Here is a 17,812-nt window from a genome sequence, read left to right as displayed (position 1 = left end):
GCTGAATTCGCGACGAACGGGCGCTTGCGATCGGGCGAACCGGGCCGGAAGATCATGCGATGGCTGACATCGACCGGCGTTCGGTTCTTCGGGGTGCGGCAGCGGTAGCGGGTGGAACGGTGATCGGCGGTCCGTTCCTCGGGTTCGTCAACCGGGCGGCGGCCGAGCCGGTGGCCGACTCCGGCGGGTTCCGGGAGCTGCGGCCCGTCCCCGACCTGCGCGACGGGACCGTCCGGTTGTGGCTGCCCGAGGACTTCCAGTACCGGTCGTTCCACGACACCGAGGTCCCGGTGGTGCTCGACGACGGCACCAACCTGCCCGGCCGGCACGACGGCATGGGCGCGTTCCGAGGCGAGGGCCGGCACTGCCGGCCGGGCAACTATCTCCTGGTCCGCAACCACGAGCTGAACAACGCCGGCCCGGCCTTCGGCGATGCCGGCAAGGCCTACGACCCGATGGCCCAGGGCGGGACCACCACCATCGAGGTGACCCGGTTCGGCGAGGTGGTCCGCGCCCACACCAGCCTCAACGGCACCCAGATGAACTGCTCCGGCGGGCGGATGCCGTGGGGCAGCTGGATCAGCTGCGAGGAAACGGTCAACGGACCGGACGTCGGGCCGGACTTCACCGGCGCGCCGAACACCGCGCTCACCCAGCGGCACGGCTTCGTGTTCGAGGTGCCGGTGGACGGCGAGTCCGACCGGGAACCACTGACCTCGGCCGGCCGGTTCGCCCACGAGTCGGTCGCGTTCGATCCGGACGGCGGCGCGCTCTACCTCACCGAGGACAACTTCGGCTTTCCGTCGGGCTTCTACCGCTACACCCCGCGGCGCAACCCGATGCGCACCGGCCGGATGGACAACCGCGGCCGGCTGCAGATGCTGGCGGTCAAGGGCCGGCCAAACGCCAACCTCGCCGCCGCCCAACCGGACCGGGCCAGCTACCGGGTGCAGTGGGTCGACATCGACGACCCGGCACCGAGCTTCCCGTACACCCCGGGCCAGCCCGCCCCCACCACCAACGACACCGCGCTGACCCACGTCGGCCGCCAGGGCTGGGCGCAGGGCGCCGCGTTCTTCTCCCGGCTGGAGGGCTCCGCCTACGACGACGGCACCGTCTACTTCACCTCGACCCAGGGTGGCGGACCCGCCGAGACCGGGATCGGACCGATCGCCGACGGCTACGGCAACGGCTCCGGCCAGATCTGGGCCTACCACATCAGGTCGAACACCCTGCGGCTCGCCTACCAGTCCCCCGGACCGGACGTGCTGGACTTCCCCGACAACGTCACAACCAGCCCGCGCGGCACCCTGGTGGTCTGCGAGGACAACGTCAACGACAACTACATCCGCGGTCTGTCCCGCCGTGGGCAATTGTTCGACATCGCCCTCAATCGGCTCAACAGCAACACCGGCACGCCGCGGTTCAACGACGAGTTCGCCGGCTCAACGTTCAGTCCGGACGGCCACACGCTGTTCGTCAACATCCAGGCGTCCCGCGGCATGACCTTCGCCATCTGGGGCCCCTGGCACCGGATCGGCGTCTGAGTCAGGCGAGGCTGAACTTCTCGGCGTGCACGGCCAGGTTGGGAACCTGCAGTGCCCGCAGGCTGTCCAGCACCGCGGCGGTCATGGCAGGCGGACCGCAGACGTAGACGTCCCGCCAGGCGATGTCGGGTACCAGGCGAAGCAGATTGCCCGGCTCGAACGGCCGCGCGCCCTGCCCGGTCCGGCCGGTGAGCAGGTGCAGCATCCCGCCGCGCGCCGCGACCAACTGCTGCAACTCGTTGCCCAGCACGGCATCGGCGGCGCTGTGCACCCGGTAGAGCACGACCACGTGCCCGGCCGACTGCTCCTCGAGCAGCGCCCTGATCGGCGTGACCCCTACTCCCCCGGCGATCAGCAGCAGGTGCGGGCGGGTCCGGTGCATCGAGGTGAACGCTCCATACGGGCCCTCGACGAACGCCCTGGTGCCGATCGGAAGCCGGCGCAGGCTGGCGCTGGTGGTCCCGACCGCCCGCGCGGTCAGCCGCAGGAACCGGCCGTTGGGTGCCGCGGACAGGGAGAACGGGTTCGCCTGCCACCAGCCGTTGTGCCCGGGGAAGCGCCAGATGCAGAACTGCCCCGCCCTGGCCGGCAACCGGTCAAGGTGCCGCCCGCCGACGTAGACCGACACCACGTCGTGCGCCTCGGGAACCACGGCCTCCACCCGGAACTGGTGGTAGGCGTTGCGCCACACCGGCACCACGATCCGTCCCACGATCAGCGCGCCGAACGCGAAGATCCACAGCAGCCACCAGTAGGCCATCGCGAACGCGGACGACCGGAACGTCGTGGTCTCGATCAGCTGGTGCACGAACGCGAACCCGAGCGCCAGGTACACCAACAGGTGCAGCGCATGCCAGGTCTCGTACCGCAGCCGCCGCCGGGCATACCGTGCCGAGACCGCCGCGATCACCACGATCAGGCCGGCGGCGAGCATGCCGAGCAGTGACGCCGGCACGCCGGCCAACGCCAGGAACGTCTCCGGCATCGACACCCCGTCCAGCACCGCGTACCCGAGCACGATCAGCGTGGCGTGGGCGAGGATGGTCCACAACAGAGTGAACCCGACCCACCGGTGCCACACCGTCAGCCGGTCCATCCCGATCCGACGGTCCAACCACGGCAGCCGCGCCACCAACAGCAGTTGGAACATCATCACCAGCGCCGCGTGCAGGCCGATGAACTTGCCGACCGTGAGAATCCCGTTCTTCCCGCTGTCCGCGGTGAAGAAGAGCGCCTCCACGATCGCCACGTTGATCGCGACGAATGTCCACATCGCCCACCGCGCCCGCACCACCGGCGGCGCATGCTCCCGCGCCGTGCGCGGACCCATCGTCGCTACCATCGCTACCTCTCCCCACCCGCCGGCCACACCCTGCACCAGTATGCACAGCACATCCCCAGACCACTGTGCACTCTCGGGCACGATTCGCTGCCCTAACGAACTCACCGGGCACGGTGCGTGATGGGCCGGTTGCTGGGCGGACCGGATCAGACAGTGCCGCACGGCTCTCATCGCGGGGACGTTGGTCCCCGCGACCTGAAGGAGGTGGTCCCTGGTCGCCAGGGACCGGCCCGGGCAGGCTCGACGTGCACGTCGAGAGGATCACGGTGACCATGGGCGCGACACACCAGAACACGGGCGGTGAGCCTTCGATGGGAATAAGGGTGTCGCGATTGGACGCTGACGACCGTCCACCCACGACCGGTCGACGGGTGTCGATGCTTGCGCTGGCCACCGTCGGGTTCGTGGTGAACTTCTGGGCCTGGGCGCTGCTCAGCCCGCTTGGTCCGCGGTTCAAGGACGACCTGGGGCTGACGTCGTTCCAGCAGGCGCTGGTCGTGGCCGTGCCGGTGGTGGTGGGGTCGCTCGGGCGGATTCCGGTGGGAGCACTGACCGACCGGTTCGGTGGCCGGCTGATGTTCCCGCTGGTGAGCCTGGCGACGATCGTGCCGGTGCTGTTCCTCGGGCTGGCCGGCCATTCGTCGCTGGCCGCGCTGCTGTTCGGCGGGTTCTTCCTCGGTATCGGCGGCACGGCGTTCGCGGTGGGGGTGCCGTTCGTCAACGCGTGGTTCCCGCCGCAGCGGCGCGGGCTGGCGATCGGGATCTTCGGCATGGGCATGGGTGGCACCGCGATCAGCGCGCTGACCACGGTGCGACTGGTCGACGCCGGTGGCCTGGCGACGCCGTTCGTGGTGACCGCGGTGGTGCTCGCGGTCTACGCGGTGGTGGCGGTCCTGCTGCTGCGCGACGCGCCGGGCCGGGTCGTGCCGACGGAGTCGTTGGGCCGCCGGCTGGCGGCCACCCTGCGGCTGCCGGTCACCTGGCAGGCCTCGGCGCTGTACGCGGTGGCCTTCGGCGGGTACGTGGCGTTCTCGGTCTACCTGCCCGCCTACCTCAAGACCGCCTACGGGCTGACCCAGGCCGACGCGGCCAACCGGATGGCGGGGTTCGTGCTGCTCGCGGTCCTGTTGCGACCCGTCGGCGGGTGGCTGTCCGACCGGCTGGGCCCGGCCGTGGTGCTGGTCGTCGCGATGGCCGTGGTGGCGGCCGGAGCCATCGTCACGGCGTTCACCCCGGCGCTGATGCCGCTGGGCACGATCGCGTTCCTGTCCATGGCGGCGGCGCTCGGCGCCGGCAGCGGCGCGGTGTTCGCGCTGGTCGCCCTGCTGGCACCGGCGAACAAGGTCGGCTCGGTCACCGGTGTGGTCGGCGCGGCCGGCGGGCTTGGCGGGTTCGTGCCGCCGCTGGTGATGGGTGCGCTGTACGGGGCGATGTCCTCCTACGCGCTGGGCCTGGCCGCCCTGGCCGTGGTCGCCCTTGCCGCACTGGCCTTCACCGCCAGCACCGTGCGCCGCGCGGTGCAGAACCGCGACACCACGGAGGCGACGGCGTGAGCGAGCTTGCGAGCGAATCCTTCAACACTGCCCCGGCGCCGAGCCTGCGCGGCGGCGGGGTCGGGCCGCACCGAGCTTGCGAGGTGCGGCCGTGAGTGATTCTGGTCTGGACGGCGGGCTGACCGACGCGCTGGTCCGCACCCGACGGTTCTTCACCCGCGCCGAGGTCTCCAGCGACCTGCGCACCCTGTACCGGATCGGCGGCCGGCAGGCGGACGACTTCTACCGGGACCGGTGGAGCCACGACAAGGTGGTGCGGTCCACCCACGGGGTGAACTGCACCGGCTCCTGCTCGTGGAAGGTCTACGTCAAGGACGGGATCATCACCTGGGAGACGCAGCAGACGGACTATCCGTCCGTGGGGCCCGACCGCCCGGAGTACGAGCCGCGGGGCTGCCCACGGGGGGCGGCGTTCTCCTGGTACACCTACTCGCCGACCCGGGTGCGCTACCCGTACGTGCGCGGCGTGCTGCTCCAGATGTACCGGGAGGCCAAGGCGCGCACCGGTGATCCGGTGCTGGCCTGGGCGGAGATCGTGACGAACCCGGAGACCAGGCGCCGGTACCAGGAGGCCCGCGGCCGCGGCGGTCTGGTCCGCGCGTCCTGGGACGAGGCCACCGAGCTGGTCGCCGCCGCGCACGTGCACACCATCAAGAAGTACGGGCCCGACCGGATTGCCGGCTTCTCCCCCATTCCGGCGATGTCGATGGTGTCGCACGCGTCCGGTGCCCGGTTCGTGTCGCTGCTCGGCGGGGCGATGCTGTCGTTCTACGACTGGTACGCCGACCTGCCGGTGGCCTCCCCGCAGGTGTTCGGCGACCAGACCGACGTGCCGGAGTCCGGCGACTGGTGGGACGCCGGCTACCTGATCATGTGGGGTTCCAACCTGCCGGTGACCCGCACCCCGGACGCGCACTGGATGGCCGAGGCCCGCTACCGCGGCCAGAAGGTGATCGCGGTGGCCCCGGACTACGCCGACAACGTCAAGTTCGCCGACGAGTGGCTGGCCGCGAAGCCCGGGACCGACGGCGCGCTGGCGATGGCCATGGGCCACGTGATCCTGCGCGAGTTCTTCGTCGAGCGGCAGGTGCCGTACTTCACCGACTACGTCAAGCGGTTCACCGACCTGCCGTTCCTGGTCCGGCTGGACGAGCACGACGGCGGCTACCGCCCGGGCAAGTTCCTCACCGCCGAGGACCTGGACGGCATGGCCCATACCGAGAACGCCGCGTTCAAGACCGTCCTGCTGGACGCCGCGACCGGCCGGCCGGTGGTGGCCAACGGCTCGGTCGGCTTCCGGTTCGGCCAGGACGGCATGGGCAAGTGGAACCTCGACCTGGGCGCCATCGATCCGCAACTGTCGCTGCACGACGCCGACCCGGTGCCGGTCACACTGCCCCGGTTCGACACGCCGGACGGCGCGGCCGGCGCGCTGCGCCGCGGGGTGCCGGCCCGGCGGGTCGGCGCGCACCTGGTGACCACCGTGTTCGATCTGCTGCTGGCGCAGTACGGGGTGCACCGGCCGGGGTTGCCCGGCGACTGGCCGACCGGCTACGACGACGCCACCCAGCCGTACACCCCGGCCTGGCAGCAGCCGATCACCGGTGTGCCGGCCGCGGCGGCAGCCCGGATCGGCCGGGAGTTCGCCGCCAACGCCGAGGAATCCCGGGGCCGGTCGATGATCGTCATGGGTGCCGGCACCAACCATTGGTTCCACTCCGACACCATCTACCGGGCCTTCCTTGCGCTCACCACGCTGACCGGCTGCCAGGGCGTCAACGGTGGCGGCTGGGCGCACTACGTTGGGCAGGAGAAGTGCCGGCCGGTCACCGGCTGGGCACAGCTGGCGTTCGGCCTGGACTGGTCCCGCCCGGCCCGGCAGATGATCCAGACCGCGTACTGGTACCTGCACACCGACCAGTTCCGGTACGACCCGTTCGGCGCGGACACCCTGGCCGCGGCCACTTCGGACGGACAGTTGGCCGGCCGGACCACGGCCGACGTGATCGCCATGGCCGCCCGGCTCGGCTGGATGCCGTCCTACCCGACGTTCGACCGCAACCCGCTCGACCTGGCCGACGACGCCGAACGCTCCGGTCTGTCCACAACGGACTACGTGGTCGGCGAGCTGAAGGCCGGGCGGCTGCGGTTCGCCTGCGAGGATCCGGACGCGCCGGAGAACTTTCCGAGGGTGCTGAGTGTGTGGCGGGCCAACCTGCTCGGCTCGTCGGCGAAGGGCAACGAGTACTTCCTCAAGCACCTGCTCGGCGCCGACTCCTCGCTGCGGGCGCAGGAGGCTCCGCCCGAAGCTCGCCCGAAAGACGTGGTGTGGCACGACGAGGCTCCGATCGGCAAGCTGGATCTGTTGCTGTCCCTGGACTTCCGGATGACCAGTACCACGCTGTTCTCCGACGTCGTGCTGCCGGCCGCGACCTGGTACGAGAAACACGACCTGAACACCACCGACATGCACCCGTTCGTGCACTCGTTCAACCCCGCCATCGCGCCACCCTGGCAGACCCGCACCGACTGGGCCGCGTTCCAGGCGATCGCCGAGGAGTTCAGCCACCTCGCCGAGAAGCACCTCGGGGTACGCAAGGACGTCGTGGCCACCCCGCTGCTGCACGACACCTCCGACGAGCTGGCCACGCCACACGGCCGGGTCCGGGACTGGAAGGCCGGGGAGTGCGAGCCGGTGCCCGGCCTGACCATGCCGGCGCTTGCCGTGCGGGAACGGGACTATCCGGCGGTCGCGGCGAAGATGGGTGCGCTGGGGCCGCTGGCCGAGACGCTCGGCGCGACCACCAAGGGCGTGACCTACAAGCTGGACCGCGAGGTCGAGTACCTGCGGAGCAAGAACGGCGCGGTGCGCGGCGGCCCGGCCGACGGCCGCCCGTCGCTGGCCCGGGACGTGCACGCGTGCGAGGCGATCCTGGCCCTGTCCGGGACCACCAACGGACACCTGGCCACGCAGGGCTTCCGGACGCTGGAGGCGCGCACCGGCACCGAGCTGGCGGACCTGGCCGCCGAGCACGAGGGCAAGCGGATCACCTTCGCCGACACCCAGGCGGCGCCGGTGCCGGTGATCACCTCGCCGGAGTGGTCCGGCTCGGAGACCGGTGGCCGGCGCTACTCGCCGTTCACCATCAACGTCGAGCGGCTCAAACCGTGGCACACCCTGACCGGCCGGCAGCAGTTCTTCATCGACCACGACTGGATGGCCGAGTTGGGCGAGCAGCTCCCGGTGTTCCGGCCACCGCTTTCCATGGCCGAGCTGTTCGGCGAGCCGGTCGTCGGCGAGCACGGCTCGCTCGGCATCACCGTGCGGTACCTGACCCCGCACTCCAAGTGGTCGATCCACTCCGAGTACCAGGACAACCTGTTCATGCTGAGCCTGTCCCGTGGCGGGCAGACCATTTGGATGTCCAAAGAGGACGCGGCGAAGATCGGTGTGGCGGACAACGACTGGATCGAGGCGGTCAACCGCAACGGCGTGGTCGTCGCCCGTGCCATCGTCTCGCACCGGATGCCGGAGGGCACCGTCTACATGCACCACGCGCAGGACCGGCTGATCGACGTACCGCGCGCGGAGACCTCGGGCAAACGCGGCGGAATCCACAACTCGCTCACCCGCCTGCTGATCAAACCCTCCCACCTGATCGGCGGCTACGCCCAACTCTCCTTCGCGTTCAACTACCTCGGCCCCACCGGCAACCAGCGCGACGAGGTCACCATGATCCGCCGACGCAGCCAGGAGGTGCAGTACTAGTGAAGGTTATGGCGCAGATGGCCATGGTGATGAACCTGGACAAGTGCATCGGCTGTCACACCTGCTCGGTGACCTGCAAGCAGGCCTGGACCAACCGGTCCGGGGTGGAGTACGTCTGGTTCAACAACGTGGAAACCCGTCCGGGACAAGGGTATCCGCGCACCTACGAGGACCAGGAGCGCTGGCGCGGCGGCTGGACGCTGAACCGGCGCGGCCGGCTCGTGCTCAAGGGCGGTGGCCGGTTGCGCAAGCTGCTGACCATTTTCGCCAATCCCAAGCTGCCCAACATCAAGGACTACTACGAGCCCTGGACCTACGACTACGACACCCTGACCAACGCGCCGCTGCAGGAGCACACCCCGGTGGCCCGGCCCCGGTCGCTGATCAGCGGTAAGTTCACCAAGATCACCTGGTCGGCGAACTGGGACGACAACCTCGGCGGCGCCCCGGACCACGGCCACGCGGATCCGTTGCTGCGCAACATCTCCGACAAGGTCCGGTTCGAGTTCGAGCAGACCTTCATGTTCTACCTGCCGCGCATCTGCGAGCACTGCCTCAACCCCTCGTGCGCCGCATCCTGCCCGTCCGGCGCCATCTACAAGCGCACCGAGGACGGCATCGTGCTGGTCGACCAGGACCGCTGCCGCGGTTGGCGGATGTGCGTGTCCGGCTGCCCGTACAAGAAGGTCTACTTCAACCACCGCACCGGCAAGGCCGAGAAGTGCACCTTCTGCTTCCCCCGCGTCGAGGTGGGCATTCCCACCGTGTGCGCCGAGACATGCGTGGGCCGGCTGCGCTACATCGGCCTGGTCCTCTACGACGCCGACCGGGTACTCGCCGCCGCGGCCACCCCGAACGAGCGCGATCTCTATGCGGCGCAACGGAACATCCTGCTCGACCCGAACCACCCGGCCGTGGTGGCGGAGGCCGAGCGCGCCGGCATCCCCCGCGACTGGATCGAAGCGGCCCAGCGGTCACCGGTCTACGCGCTGATCAACAAGTACCGGGTGGCGCTGCCGCTGCACCCGGAGTACCGGACCATGCCGATGGTCTGGTACATCCCGCCACTGTCCCCGGTCATCGACGTGGTGCGCGACACCGGCCACGATGCCGAGGACCACGGCAACCTGTTCGCCGCGATCGACGCCCTGCGCATTCCGGTGGAGTACCTGGCCGAGCTGTTCACCGCGGGCGACACCGAACCCATCGACGCGGTACTGCGCCGGCTGGCCGCGATGCGTGCCTACATGCGGGACATCAACCTGGGCCGGGAACCCCGCGAGGAGATCGCCACCCGGGTGGGGATGACCGGCGAGCAGGTCTACGACATGTACCGGCTGCTGGCCCTGGCCAAGTACGACGAGCGCTACGTCATCCCGCCCGCGCACGCCGAACAGGCGCACGGCCTCGAGGAGTTGGCCACCGAGTGCAGCCTGGACTACGCGGGCGGGCCCGGCATGGGCGGCTCCGGCCCGTTCGGGGAAAGCTCCGGCGGCGCCTCGCCGATCGCCGTGGAGAACTTCCGCATGCTGCAGGACCGGCAGACCAGCGACACCATGGCGGCCCCCTCGGACAAGGGCAACCGGGTCAACCTGCTCAACTGGGACGGCAAGGGCACACCGGAAGGCCTGTTCCCACCACGACCGGACGCCGAGTCATGACGGCGACGGCCTGGCAGGTCCAGTCGCTGCTGCTGGACTATCCGGACGAGGCGCTGCTCGGCCGCGTTCCCTTGCTGCGCACCGCGGTCGCGACCCTGCCGGACGCGATCGGCGCGCCGCTGCCGGCGTTGCTCGACCACCTGGAGTCCACGCCGCTGACCGACCTGACCGCCGAGTACGTGGCCACCTTCGACCACCGCAAGCAGTTCAGCCCCTACCTGACCTACTTCGTCTACGGCGACACCCGAAAACGCGGCATGGCGCTGCTGCGGTTCAAACACGCCTACCGCGCCGCCGGTCTCGTGCTCGACGACGCCGAGCTGCCCGACCACCTCGCCGTCGTGCTCGAGTTCGCCGCGGTGGACCCGCCGGCCGGCCGCCGGCTGCTCATCGAGTACCGCGCCGGCCTCGAGCTCCTGCGGGTCGGTCTGCGCGAGGCCGGCTCCCCCTGGGCCGCCGTGCCGGAGTCCGTCTCGGCCACCCTGCCGCCGCTCGGCCGGCACGTGCGGGACGCCGTCGCCCGCCTGGCCGCCGAGGGCCCACCCGAGGAGGAGGTCGGCCTGGCCCCGTTCGGAGGAGGTTTCTCATGAGTACCTGGGACATCCTGCTGTGGGTGGCGGTCCCCTACGCCGCCATCGCGATCTTCGTCGTCGGCCACGTCTGGCGCTACCGGTACGACAAGTTCGGTTGGACCACCCGCTCCTCCCAGCTCTACGAGAACCGCCTGCTGCGGTTGGGCAGCCCGCTGTTCCACTTCGGCATTCTGCTGGTCGCCCTCGGGCACGTCGGCGGCCTGCTCATCCCCGAGTCGTGGACCGAGGCGCTGGGCATCAGCGAAGCCGCCTACCACGCCGTGGCCGTCACCCTCGGCGTACTCGCCGGGATCTGCACGCTCGCCGGCGCGGCGATCCTGGTCTACCGCAGGCGCACCGTCGGCCCGGTGTTCTCCGCGACCACCCGCAACGACAAGATCATGTACGTGCTGCTGGTCGGCACCATCGTGCTCGGCCTTGGCACCACCGTGCTGGGCAACCTGACCGACCACCCGCACAACTACCGCGAGACCGTCTCCCCCTGGTTCCGCTCGATCTTCGCCTTCCAGCCCGAGCCCGAGCTGATGACCAGGGCCCCGATCGGCTTCCAGCTGCACGCCACGGCGGCCTGGGTGCTGTTCGCGTTCTGGCCGTTCTCCCGCCTGGTGCACGTGTTCTCCATGCCGCTCGGCTACCTCACCCGGCCCTACATCGTCTACCGCAGCCGGGACACCCGGCTGGGCAGCCGGCCGCCGCGCCGCGGCTGGGAACGCGTCGGCTGACCACCGGTCATGGTTTGACGGGGTCAGCTCCGCGAGCGTTGAATGCCCGGAGATCGCATCGGGTTGGAGGCGCGCATGGGGTTGAGCCGGCGGGACGTGTTGCGGGCCGGGGCGGTCGGGGCGGCCGCGGCTGCCGCAGGCGGGTTGGCCACGCCGGCCGCGGCGGATCCGTGGCGGACCAACCCGGAGCACACCACGCTGGACCGCACGCTGCTGCTCGGGGCGCCGGGCGCCGGTGGCTACCGGCCGATCGTCGCCGGCCCGGGTGAGCCGTTCCTGGTCCGCGACGAGCTGCTGGCCACCCGGCCCGCGGGCCGCCGGCACGGCCGGCCGATCCTGGCCTTCGGCCAGCTCACCGACATCCACGCGATGGACACCCAGTCACCGGCCCGAGTCGAGTTTCTGGACCGCTACAACGATCCCGACTCACCGTTCGCCGGCCTGCTGCCGTTCGAGTCGTCCTACCGCGCGCACGAGTTCCTGTCCGCGCAGATCAGCGACGCCATGGTGCGGGCGGTGAACCTGGTCCGGCGCGGGCCGGCAACCGGAGCGCCGCTGTCGTTCGCCATCGCCACCGGCGACAACGTGGACAACGTCCAGTTCAACGAGCTGCGCTGGTACATCGACCTGCTCGACGGCCGCCGGGTGCGGCCCGACTCCGGCGACCTGTCGCGCTACGAGGGCGTGGCCGACCAGGTCGCCTACGACGTGCGGTACTGGCATCCGGACGGCACCCCGGCCGGGCAGCCGGACGACCTGCCCCGGGCCCGGTTCGGCTTTCCCACCGTGCCGGGCCTGCTGGACGCGGCCCGCCGGCCGTTCCGGGCGCGCGGCCTGAACCTGCCGTGGCTGACCGCATACGGCAACCACGACGGGCTGATCCAGGGCAACCTCCCGCCGTTGCCCGCGCTCGGGCCGCTGGCCACCGGCAACCGCAAGATCGTCGATCTGCCGCCGGGCACCGACATCATCCAGCTCGCCCTGCAACTGCAGGCGCTGGATCCGCGCGGCCTTGCGACGCTGCTCGCCGGTCCGGCGCGCACCGTCACCGCGGACCCGAACCGGCGCTTCGTCAGCCGGATCGAGACCATCCGCGAGCATTTCAACACCAGCGGCGCGCCACGCGGGCACGGCTTCGGCGGGTGGAACCTGGCCACCGGCAACGCCTACTACGCCTTCGACCGCGGTGTGGTGCGCGGTCTCGTGCTGGACACCGTCAACCCCAACGGCGGCGCCAACGGGTCGATCGACGCCGAGCAGTTCGCCTGGCTGGAGCGCGAACTGTCCGCCGGCAGCAGCCGGCATCTCGACGCCGCCGGCAACCGGGTGTCCCGGCGCTGCCGGGACCGGCTGTTCATCCTGTTCAGCCACCACACCATCGACACGATGGACAACATCGCCGGGGCGCCGCCGCGGATCGGCGGTGCCGGCGTGCGGGAGCTGTTGTTGCGCCACCCCAACGTCGTGCTGTGGGTCAACGGCCACACCCACCGCAACACCGTGACCCCGCACCGCGCTCCGGGTGGCGGCGGATTCTGGGAGGTCAACACCGCCGCGCACATCGACTGGCCGCAGCAGTCCCGGGTGCTGGAACTGATGGACAACCAGGACGGCACCCTGTCGATCTTCGGCACCATCCTGGACATGGCCGCCCCGGCCACCCCCCGCGGCCGGCTGGACGACCCGGTCACGCTGGCCGCGCTGGCCCGCGAGCTCGCCGGCAACGACTGGCAGTCCCGGGACCGGCCGAACCCGGGCGTCGACGGCCGGCGCGGATCGGTCCAGGACCGCAACGTCGAACTTCTCCTACCCAGCCCGTTCCCGCTGACGCACACCCGCGATGCGGCCACGGTGGCCATCCCCCACGGGGTTTGAAACTCCGTTCCGCCCTAGACAGTCCACCGGGGCGGGCATAGGACGGGGGGATGCGACCGTCTGATTCCCACGAAGAAGCTTCGGTTACCCCGTCCCGACGTGTGGTGCTGACCGGCACCCTTGCCGCGGCGGGCGGGATGTTGTTGCCGGTGACGGTGTCCGCCGCGGACGCCGAGCCCATCGGCGAGCACGGCATCGATCCCGAGTTGCGGGCGTTGCTGCGCAACGTCGACCGGCGCCGGATCGAGGCCAACGTGCGCCGGCTGGTCGGCTTCGGCACCCGGCACACCCTGTCCAGCCAGACCGACCCGGTGCGCGGGATCGGCGCCGCCCGGGACTGGATCAACGCCGAGCTGAGCCGGTACGCCGAACGCTCCGGCGGCCAGATGACCGTTGCGCTGCAGTCCTACGTACAGCCGCCCGCCCCACCCCGCATCCCGGTGGAGACCACCATCACCAACGTGGTGGCCACGCTGCGCGGCACCACCACCCCGGAGCGGGTGTACGTGATCACCGCGCACTACGACTCCCGGGTGACCGACGTCAACAACTTCACCGCCGACGCCCCCGGCGCGGACGACGACGCGTCCGGCGTCTCGGTGATCATGGAGGTGGCCCGGGTGCTGTCCACCCGGCCGACCGCCGCCACCGTGGTGTGCGCCGCGGTCGCCGGCGAGGAGCAGGGCCTGTTCGGCTCCAACTTCATGGCCACCCAGTTCAAGGCCGCGGGCGCCGACGTGCAGGGCATGTTCTCCAACGACATCGTGGGCAGTTCGACGGCCGAGGACGGCTCCCGGGACCCGCACACCATCCGGCTGTTCGCCGAGGGGGTGCCGACCTCGGAAACCCCGGCGGAGGCCAACACCCGCCGCTCGGTGGGTGGGGAGAACGACTCGTCGTCCCGGCAGCTCTCCCGGTTCGTCGACGACGTGGCCAGGCGCTCCGGCGCGGGACTCGACGTCCGGGTGATCTGGCGCCGGGACCGGTACCTGCGCGGCAGCGACCACATCTCGTTCCTGCAGCAGGGTTATCCGGCCGGCCGGTTCACCGAGCCGGCGGAGATCTTCGCCCACCAGCACCAGGACGTCCGGGTGGAGAACGGCGTGCAGTTCGGCGACCTGCCCGAGTTCTGCGACTTCGACTACATCACCCGGGTGGCCAAGCTCAACCTGGCCACCATGTGGTCCCTCGCCCAGGCACCGGGCACGCCGAAGAACGTACGCATCCTCACCGCGCAGCTGACCAACGCCACCGATCTGGCCTGGAACCGGGGGCCCGAGCCGGACCTGGCCGGCTACGAGATCGTGTGGCGGGAGACCACCGAAGCCGACTGGACCCATGTGATCCGGGTCGGCGACGTCACCGCCGCACACGTCGACATCTCCAAGGACAACGTGTTCTTCGGGGTGCGGGCGGTCAACCGGACCGGGCAGCGCAGCCCGGTCGCCTTCCCCGTTCCGGCTGCCAGCTAAGGAGAGCGTTCCGCCGCACGCGCGTGCTGGTCCCGGCCCGCGACGTGGACCCGACCACAACCGGTCCTGATGGAAAGTTTCCAATCAGCCGTGTTGTGTGCCAAGATCGTGCCGATCTTGGAGCGGGTTGCGTCGAGCGAACGGAGCGCGATCATGGAGTGGCCGCAGTCGACCCAGTCCCGGCGCTGGCTGCTTTCCCGCGGGCTGACCGCGGGAGCCGCGCTGGCCCTGCCGGTGACCCTGGGCGCCAAGGCCGCCTCGGCGGCCACCGCACAGGCCACGGTGGACATGGAACAGGTGTTGGTGGCCTGCCAGGTCGACCCACCCAAACCCAACACGGACACCACGCCGGGCACCCCGGCACACGTGACCGCCGTGGAACAGGCGCTGCGGGCCGAAGGGCTGCTCGTGCCGGGACAGGTCGACGGCCACTACGGCACCGCAACGCTCTCCGCCTACGCCGCCTGGCAACGCAGCCTCGGCTTCACCGGCATCGACGCCAACGGTGTGCCCGGCCGCACCAGCCTGACCGAGCTCGGCGCCGGCCGGTTCACCGTGGCCAACATCGTCACCGCCGGATCCCGCACCGACAGCTACGGCGGCCGGCGGGTCAACACCCGCACCGCCACCATGCTCCGCGCCGCCGACCAGATGTTCTCCTGGAGCCTCGTGCTCACCCAGGGCTCCTACACCTCGGACAACCCCGACTCGGCCGGCACCCACGACGGCGGCGGCGTGGTCGACATCAGCGTCAGCGCGCTGACCACCACCCAACGCTGGCAGACCGTCCGCGCCCTGCGCACGGTCGGCTTCGCCGCCTGGCTCCGCACCCCCAGCGACGGCTTCGCCTACCACATCCACGCCAACGCCATCTCCGACCCGGACATGTCCCGCCCCGCCCGCAACCAGGTCCACGACTACTACTTCGGCCGCAACGGCCTCGCCAACCACGCCGCCGACAACACCCCCCAGGCCTACCGCGTCCCCTTCACCTGGTGGGAACGCCACCAACGCGGATGATCCGCAGTGACCCGCCGGCCTCTGGCGGGTCACTGCGGAACCGCTAGGCCGACCGCTGGTTTCCGGACCGGGCGGGCGACGGGGTCTCGACGAGTCCGGCCAGTGCCGGGGGCAACGGGTCGTGGTGCAGGACGCCGAGGCGCTGGGTGGCGCGGGTGAGGGCGACGTAGAGCTCGGCCGCGCCGCGCGGGCCGTCGGCGAGGATCCGTTCCGGCGCCACCACGAGGACGGCGTCGAACTCGAGGCCCTTGGTCTCCGCCGCCGGTACCGTGCCCGGCACCCCCGGCGGCCCGATCACGATGCTGGTGCCTTCGCGGCTGGCCTCGTCCCGGACGAACTCCGCGATGGCGGCGGGCAGCTCGGCCGCGGTGACCCGCCGGGACCACGGCTGGACACCGGTCGCCCGGACCGACTCCGGTGGCTCGACCCCGGGGGCGAACTCGGCGAGCAGCGCGGCGGCGACCGCCATGATCTCCGCCGGGGTGCGGTAGTTCACCGACAGCGCCCGGTAGACCCAGCGACCCGGCACGTACGGCTCGAGCATCGCGTCCCACGCGGTCGCTCCGGCCACCGACCGGCGCTGGGCCAGATCGCCGACCACCGTGAAGGACCGGCCCGGACAGCGCCGCATCAGCACCCGCCAGTCCATTTCGGACAGTTCCTGGGCCTCGTCGACCACGACGTGCCGGTAGGTCCAGTCCCGGTCCGCGGCGGCCCGCTCGGCCAGTTCCCGGGTGTCGTACTCGACGAAGCGCTCCGCGAGATCCTCGGCGTAGAGCAGATCCGTGGCGAACAGGTGATCCTCGTCGTCCATCGAGTCCTCGCGGCTGACCAGGGTGCTGAACACGCCTTCGGCGTACTCGGCGTGCGCCCGCCGTTCCCGCTCGGCGGCCTGCTCGGCCGCCTGGTCGACCGCCTTGTCCCGGCCGAGCAGGTCGATCAGCTCGTCGAGCAGCGGCACGTCGGACACCGTCCAGGCGTCGCCCTGCGCCCGCAGCAGGGCCGCGTCGGCGCCCGCCGCACGCAGCCGGTCCGCGGACGAGAGCAGCGGTGCCAACAGGGTTTCCGGCGTCAGCACCGGCCACAGCTGGGCCAGCGCGGTGGTGAACGCGGCGTCCTGGGCCAACTCCTTGATCAGGTCCGCCCGCAGTTGCTCCCAGGCCTCGCGGTCCGACCGGGTCAGCCAGCCCCGGCCGATCCGGGCGATCGCCCGTTCGGTGAGCACGTAGGTGACGATCTCGGTGAACACCGCGCGGGCCTCGTTGTGCGGCAGCCCACTCGCCCGGGCCTCCTCCCTGGCCCACTCCGCGGTCTCGGCGTCGATCCGCACGGTGACGTCGCGCAGCTCGATCGGCACCGGATGCTCCGGCAACCGCTGCCGGTCGGCGATCGCGGCCGCGAGCACGTCCAGGATCTTCAGCGATCCCTTGAGCCGCGCGGCTTGCGGCGCGTCCTCGGCGGTGACCCGCAGACCGGGCACCAGGTCGCCGGGGGTCATGAACACCACGTCGGACTCGCCGAGCGACGGCAGCACCTGCCCGATGTGGTTGAGGAACGCCGGGTTGGGCCCGACCACGAGCACGCCGTGCCGTTCCATCCGCTCCCGTTGGGTGTAGAGCAGATAGGCGACGCGGTGCAGCGCCACCACGGTCTTCCCGGTGCCCGGGCCGCCCTCGATCACCAGCACGCCCGGGTGATCGAGCCGGATGATCTCGTCCTGCTCGGCCTGGATCGTCGCCACGATGTCGCGCATCCCCGCGCCGCGCGGCGCGTTGACCGCGGCGAGCAGGGCCGCGTCCCCGCGCTCGCCGGCATCGGGGCGGCCGAACACCTCGTCGGTGAAATCGACCACCTGCCGCCCGCGGGTGTGGAACTGGCGGCGCCGGCGCAGGTTCTCCGGGCTCGCGCCGGTGGCGACGTAGAACGGGCGCGCTGCCGGCGCCCGCCAATCGAGCAGCACCGGTTCGTATTCGTTCTGCTCGTCGAAAAGGCCTATTCGCCCGACGTAAGAATGTTCACCCGAAAGGGTGTCCAACCGGCCGAAACACAGCCCGTTGTCCGCCACGGCCAACCGCTTCATCTCCCTGGCCCGCGCGCGCACCTCGACATCCCGTTCCATGGGTGTGCCGCCGTTTCCCCGCAATGCCGAGGTGTACTCACCCTTGACCCGGGCGCGCTCGGCATCGAGCCGCGCGTAGAGCCCGCCGATGTAGCTCCGCTCGGACCGCAATTCGTCCGCATACCCCTGACTTGACACG

General features: G+C 70.9%; 11 protein-coding genes. 9 read left to right on the top strand and 2 right to left on the bottom strand.

Going from position 1 to position 17,812, the window contains the following annotated elements:
- Positions 1-119: 119 nt before the first annotated feature.
- The gene (locus VFV67_RS10435; RefSeq protein ID WP_326469125.1) at positions 120-1,547 is read left to right on the top strand and encodes a PhoX family protein; all 1,428 of its coding nucleotides are present in this window, start codon (positions 120-122) and stop codon (positions 1,545-1,547) included.
- Position 1,548: 1 nt separating this feature from the next.
- Here the strand turns inward: VFV67_RS10435 and VFV67_RS10430 are convergent, their stop codons facing one another.
- Positions 1,549-2,889 carry a ferredoxin reductase family protein gene (locus VFV67_RS10430; RefSeq protein ID WP_326469123.1) on the bottom strand — a complete coding sequence of 447 codons (1,341 nt, stop codon included), beginning with the start codon at positions 2,887-2,889 and terminating at the stop codon, positions 1,549-1,551.
- 377 nt (positions 2,890-3,266) lie between these two features.
- Here VFV67_RS10430 and VFV67_RS10425 point away from each other — a divergent pair, with 377 nt between their 5' ends.
- From VFV67_RS10425 to VFV67_RS10390, 8 genes are all read left to right on the top strand, one after another.
- Positions 3,267-4,442 carry an MFS transporter gene (locus tag VFV67_RS10425; protein ID WP_326469216.1) on the top strand — a complete coding sequence of 392 codons (1,176 nt, stop codon included), beginning with the start codon at positions 3,267-3,269 and terminating at the stop codon, positions 4,440-4,442.
- Positions 4,443-4,533: 91 nt separating this feature from the next.
- Positions 4,534-8,211 (top strand): nitrate reductase subunit alpha, encoded by a 3,678-nt coding sequence (locus tag VFV67_RS10420; RefSeq protein ID WP_326469122.1) that lies wholly within the window; start codon positions 4,534-4,536, stop codon positions 8,209-8,211.
- Positions 8,211-9,872 carry a nitrate reductase subunit beta gene (narH, locus tag VFV67_RS10415; protein ID WP_326469121.1) on the top strand — a complete coding sequence of 554 codons (1,662 nt, stop codon included), beginning with the start codon at positions 8,211-8,213 and terminating at the stop codon, positions 9,870-9,872. The genes VFV67_RS10420 and narH overlap by 1 nt, the downstream gene beginning before the upstream one ends.
- The gene (gene narJ / locus VFV67_RS10410) at positions 9,869-10,462 is read left to right on the top strand and encodes a nitrate reductase molybdenum cofactor assembly chaperone (RefSeq protein ID WP_326469120.1); all 594 of its coding nucleotides are present in this window, start codon (positions 9,869-9,871) and stop codon (positions 10,460-10,462) included. Before narH ends, narJ begins: the two co-directional genes overlap by 4 nt.
- On the top strand, positions 10,459-11,187 hold the full coding sequence (narI, locus tag VFV67_RS10405; protein WP_326469119.1) for a respiratory nitrate reductase subunit gamma: 729 nt from the start codon (positions 10,459-10,461) through the stop codon (positions 11,185-11,187). The genes narJ and narI overlap by 4 nt, the downstream gene beginning before the upstream one ends.
- Before the next feature lie 75 nt (positions 11,188-11,262).
- The gene (locus VFV67_RS10400; protein WP_326469118.1) at positions 11,263-13,062 is read left to right on the top strand and encodes a TIGR03767 family metallophosphoesterase; all 1,800 of its coding nucleotides are present in this window, start codon (positions 11,263-11,265) and stop codon (positions 13,060-13,062) included.
- Positions 13,063-13,112: 50 nt separating this feature from the next.
- Positions 13,113-14,534, top strand: a complete 1,422-nt coding sequence (locus VFV67_RS10395; protein WP_326469117.1) for a M28 family metallopeptidase — start codon at positions 13,113-13,115, stop codon at positions 14,532-14,534.
- Between the two features lie 153 nt (positions 14,535-14,687).
- Positions 14,688-15,554 carry a peptidoglycan-binding protein gene (locus VFV67_RS10390; protein WP_326469115.1) on the top strand — a complete coding sequence of 289 codons (867 nt, stop codon included), beginning with the start codon at positions 14,688-14,690 and terminating at the stop codon, positions 15,552-15,554.
- A gap of 43 nt (positions 15,555-15,597) precedes the next feature.
- Here VFV67_RS10390 and helR read toward each other — a convergent pair whose 3' ends face one another.
- Entirely contained in the window at positions 15,598-17,811 is a 2,214-nt protein-coding gene (gene helR, locus VFV67_RS10385; protein ID WP_326469113.1) for an RNA polymerase recycling motor ATPase HelR, read from the bottom strand.
- Between the last annotated feature and the right edge of the window lies 1 nt (position 17,812).

This window comes from Actinophytocola sp. (assembly GCF_035762905.1).
GTDB lineage: Bacteria > Actinomycetota > Actinomycetes > Mycobacteriales > Pseudonocardiaceae > DASYTH01.
Note: the sequence above shows the minus strand (reverse complement) of the source record. Positions and strands in the feature narration are given on the sequence as shown.

Coding starts and splice junctions, on each gene's coding strand:
- VFV67_RS10425 (WP_326469216.1), top strand. CDS start 3,267: ATGCTTGCGCTGGCCACCGTCGGGTTCGTGGTGAACTTCTGGGCCTGG.
- narI (WP_326469119.1), top strand. CDS start 10,459: ATGAGTACCTGGGACATCCTGCTGTGGGTGGCGGTCCCCTACGCCGCC.
- VFV67_RS10390 (WP_326469115.1), top strand. CDS start 14,688: ATGGAGTGGCCGCAGTCGACCCAGTCCCGGCGCTGGCTGCTTTCCCGC.
- VFV67_RS10430 (WP_326469123.1), bottom strand. CDS start 2,889: ATGGTAGCGACGATGGGTCCGCGCACGGCGCGGGAGCATGCGCCGCCG.
- narJ (WP_326469120.1), top strand. CDS start 9,869: ATGACGGCGACGGCCTGGCAGGTCCAGTCGCTGCTGCTGGACTATCCG.
- VFV67_RS10395 (WP_326469117.1), top strand. CDS start 13,113: ATGCGACCGTCTGATTCCCACGAAGAAGCTTCGGTTACCCCGTCCCGA.
- VFV67_RS10400 (WP_326469118.1), top strand. CDS start 11,263: ATGGGGTTGAGCCGGCGGGACGTGTTGCGGGCCGGGGCGGTCGGGGCG.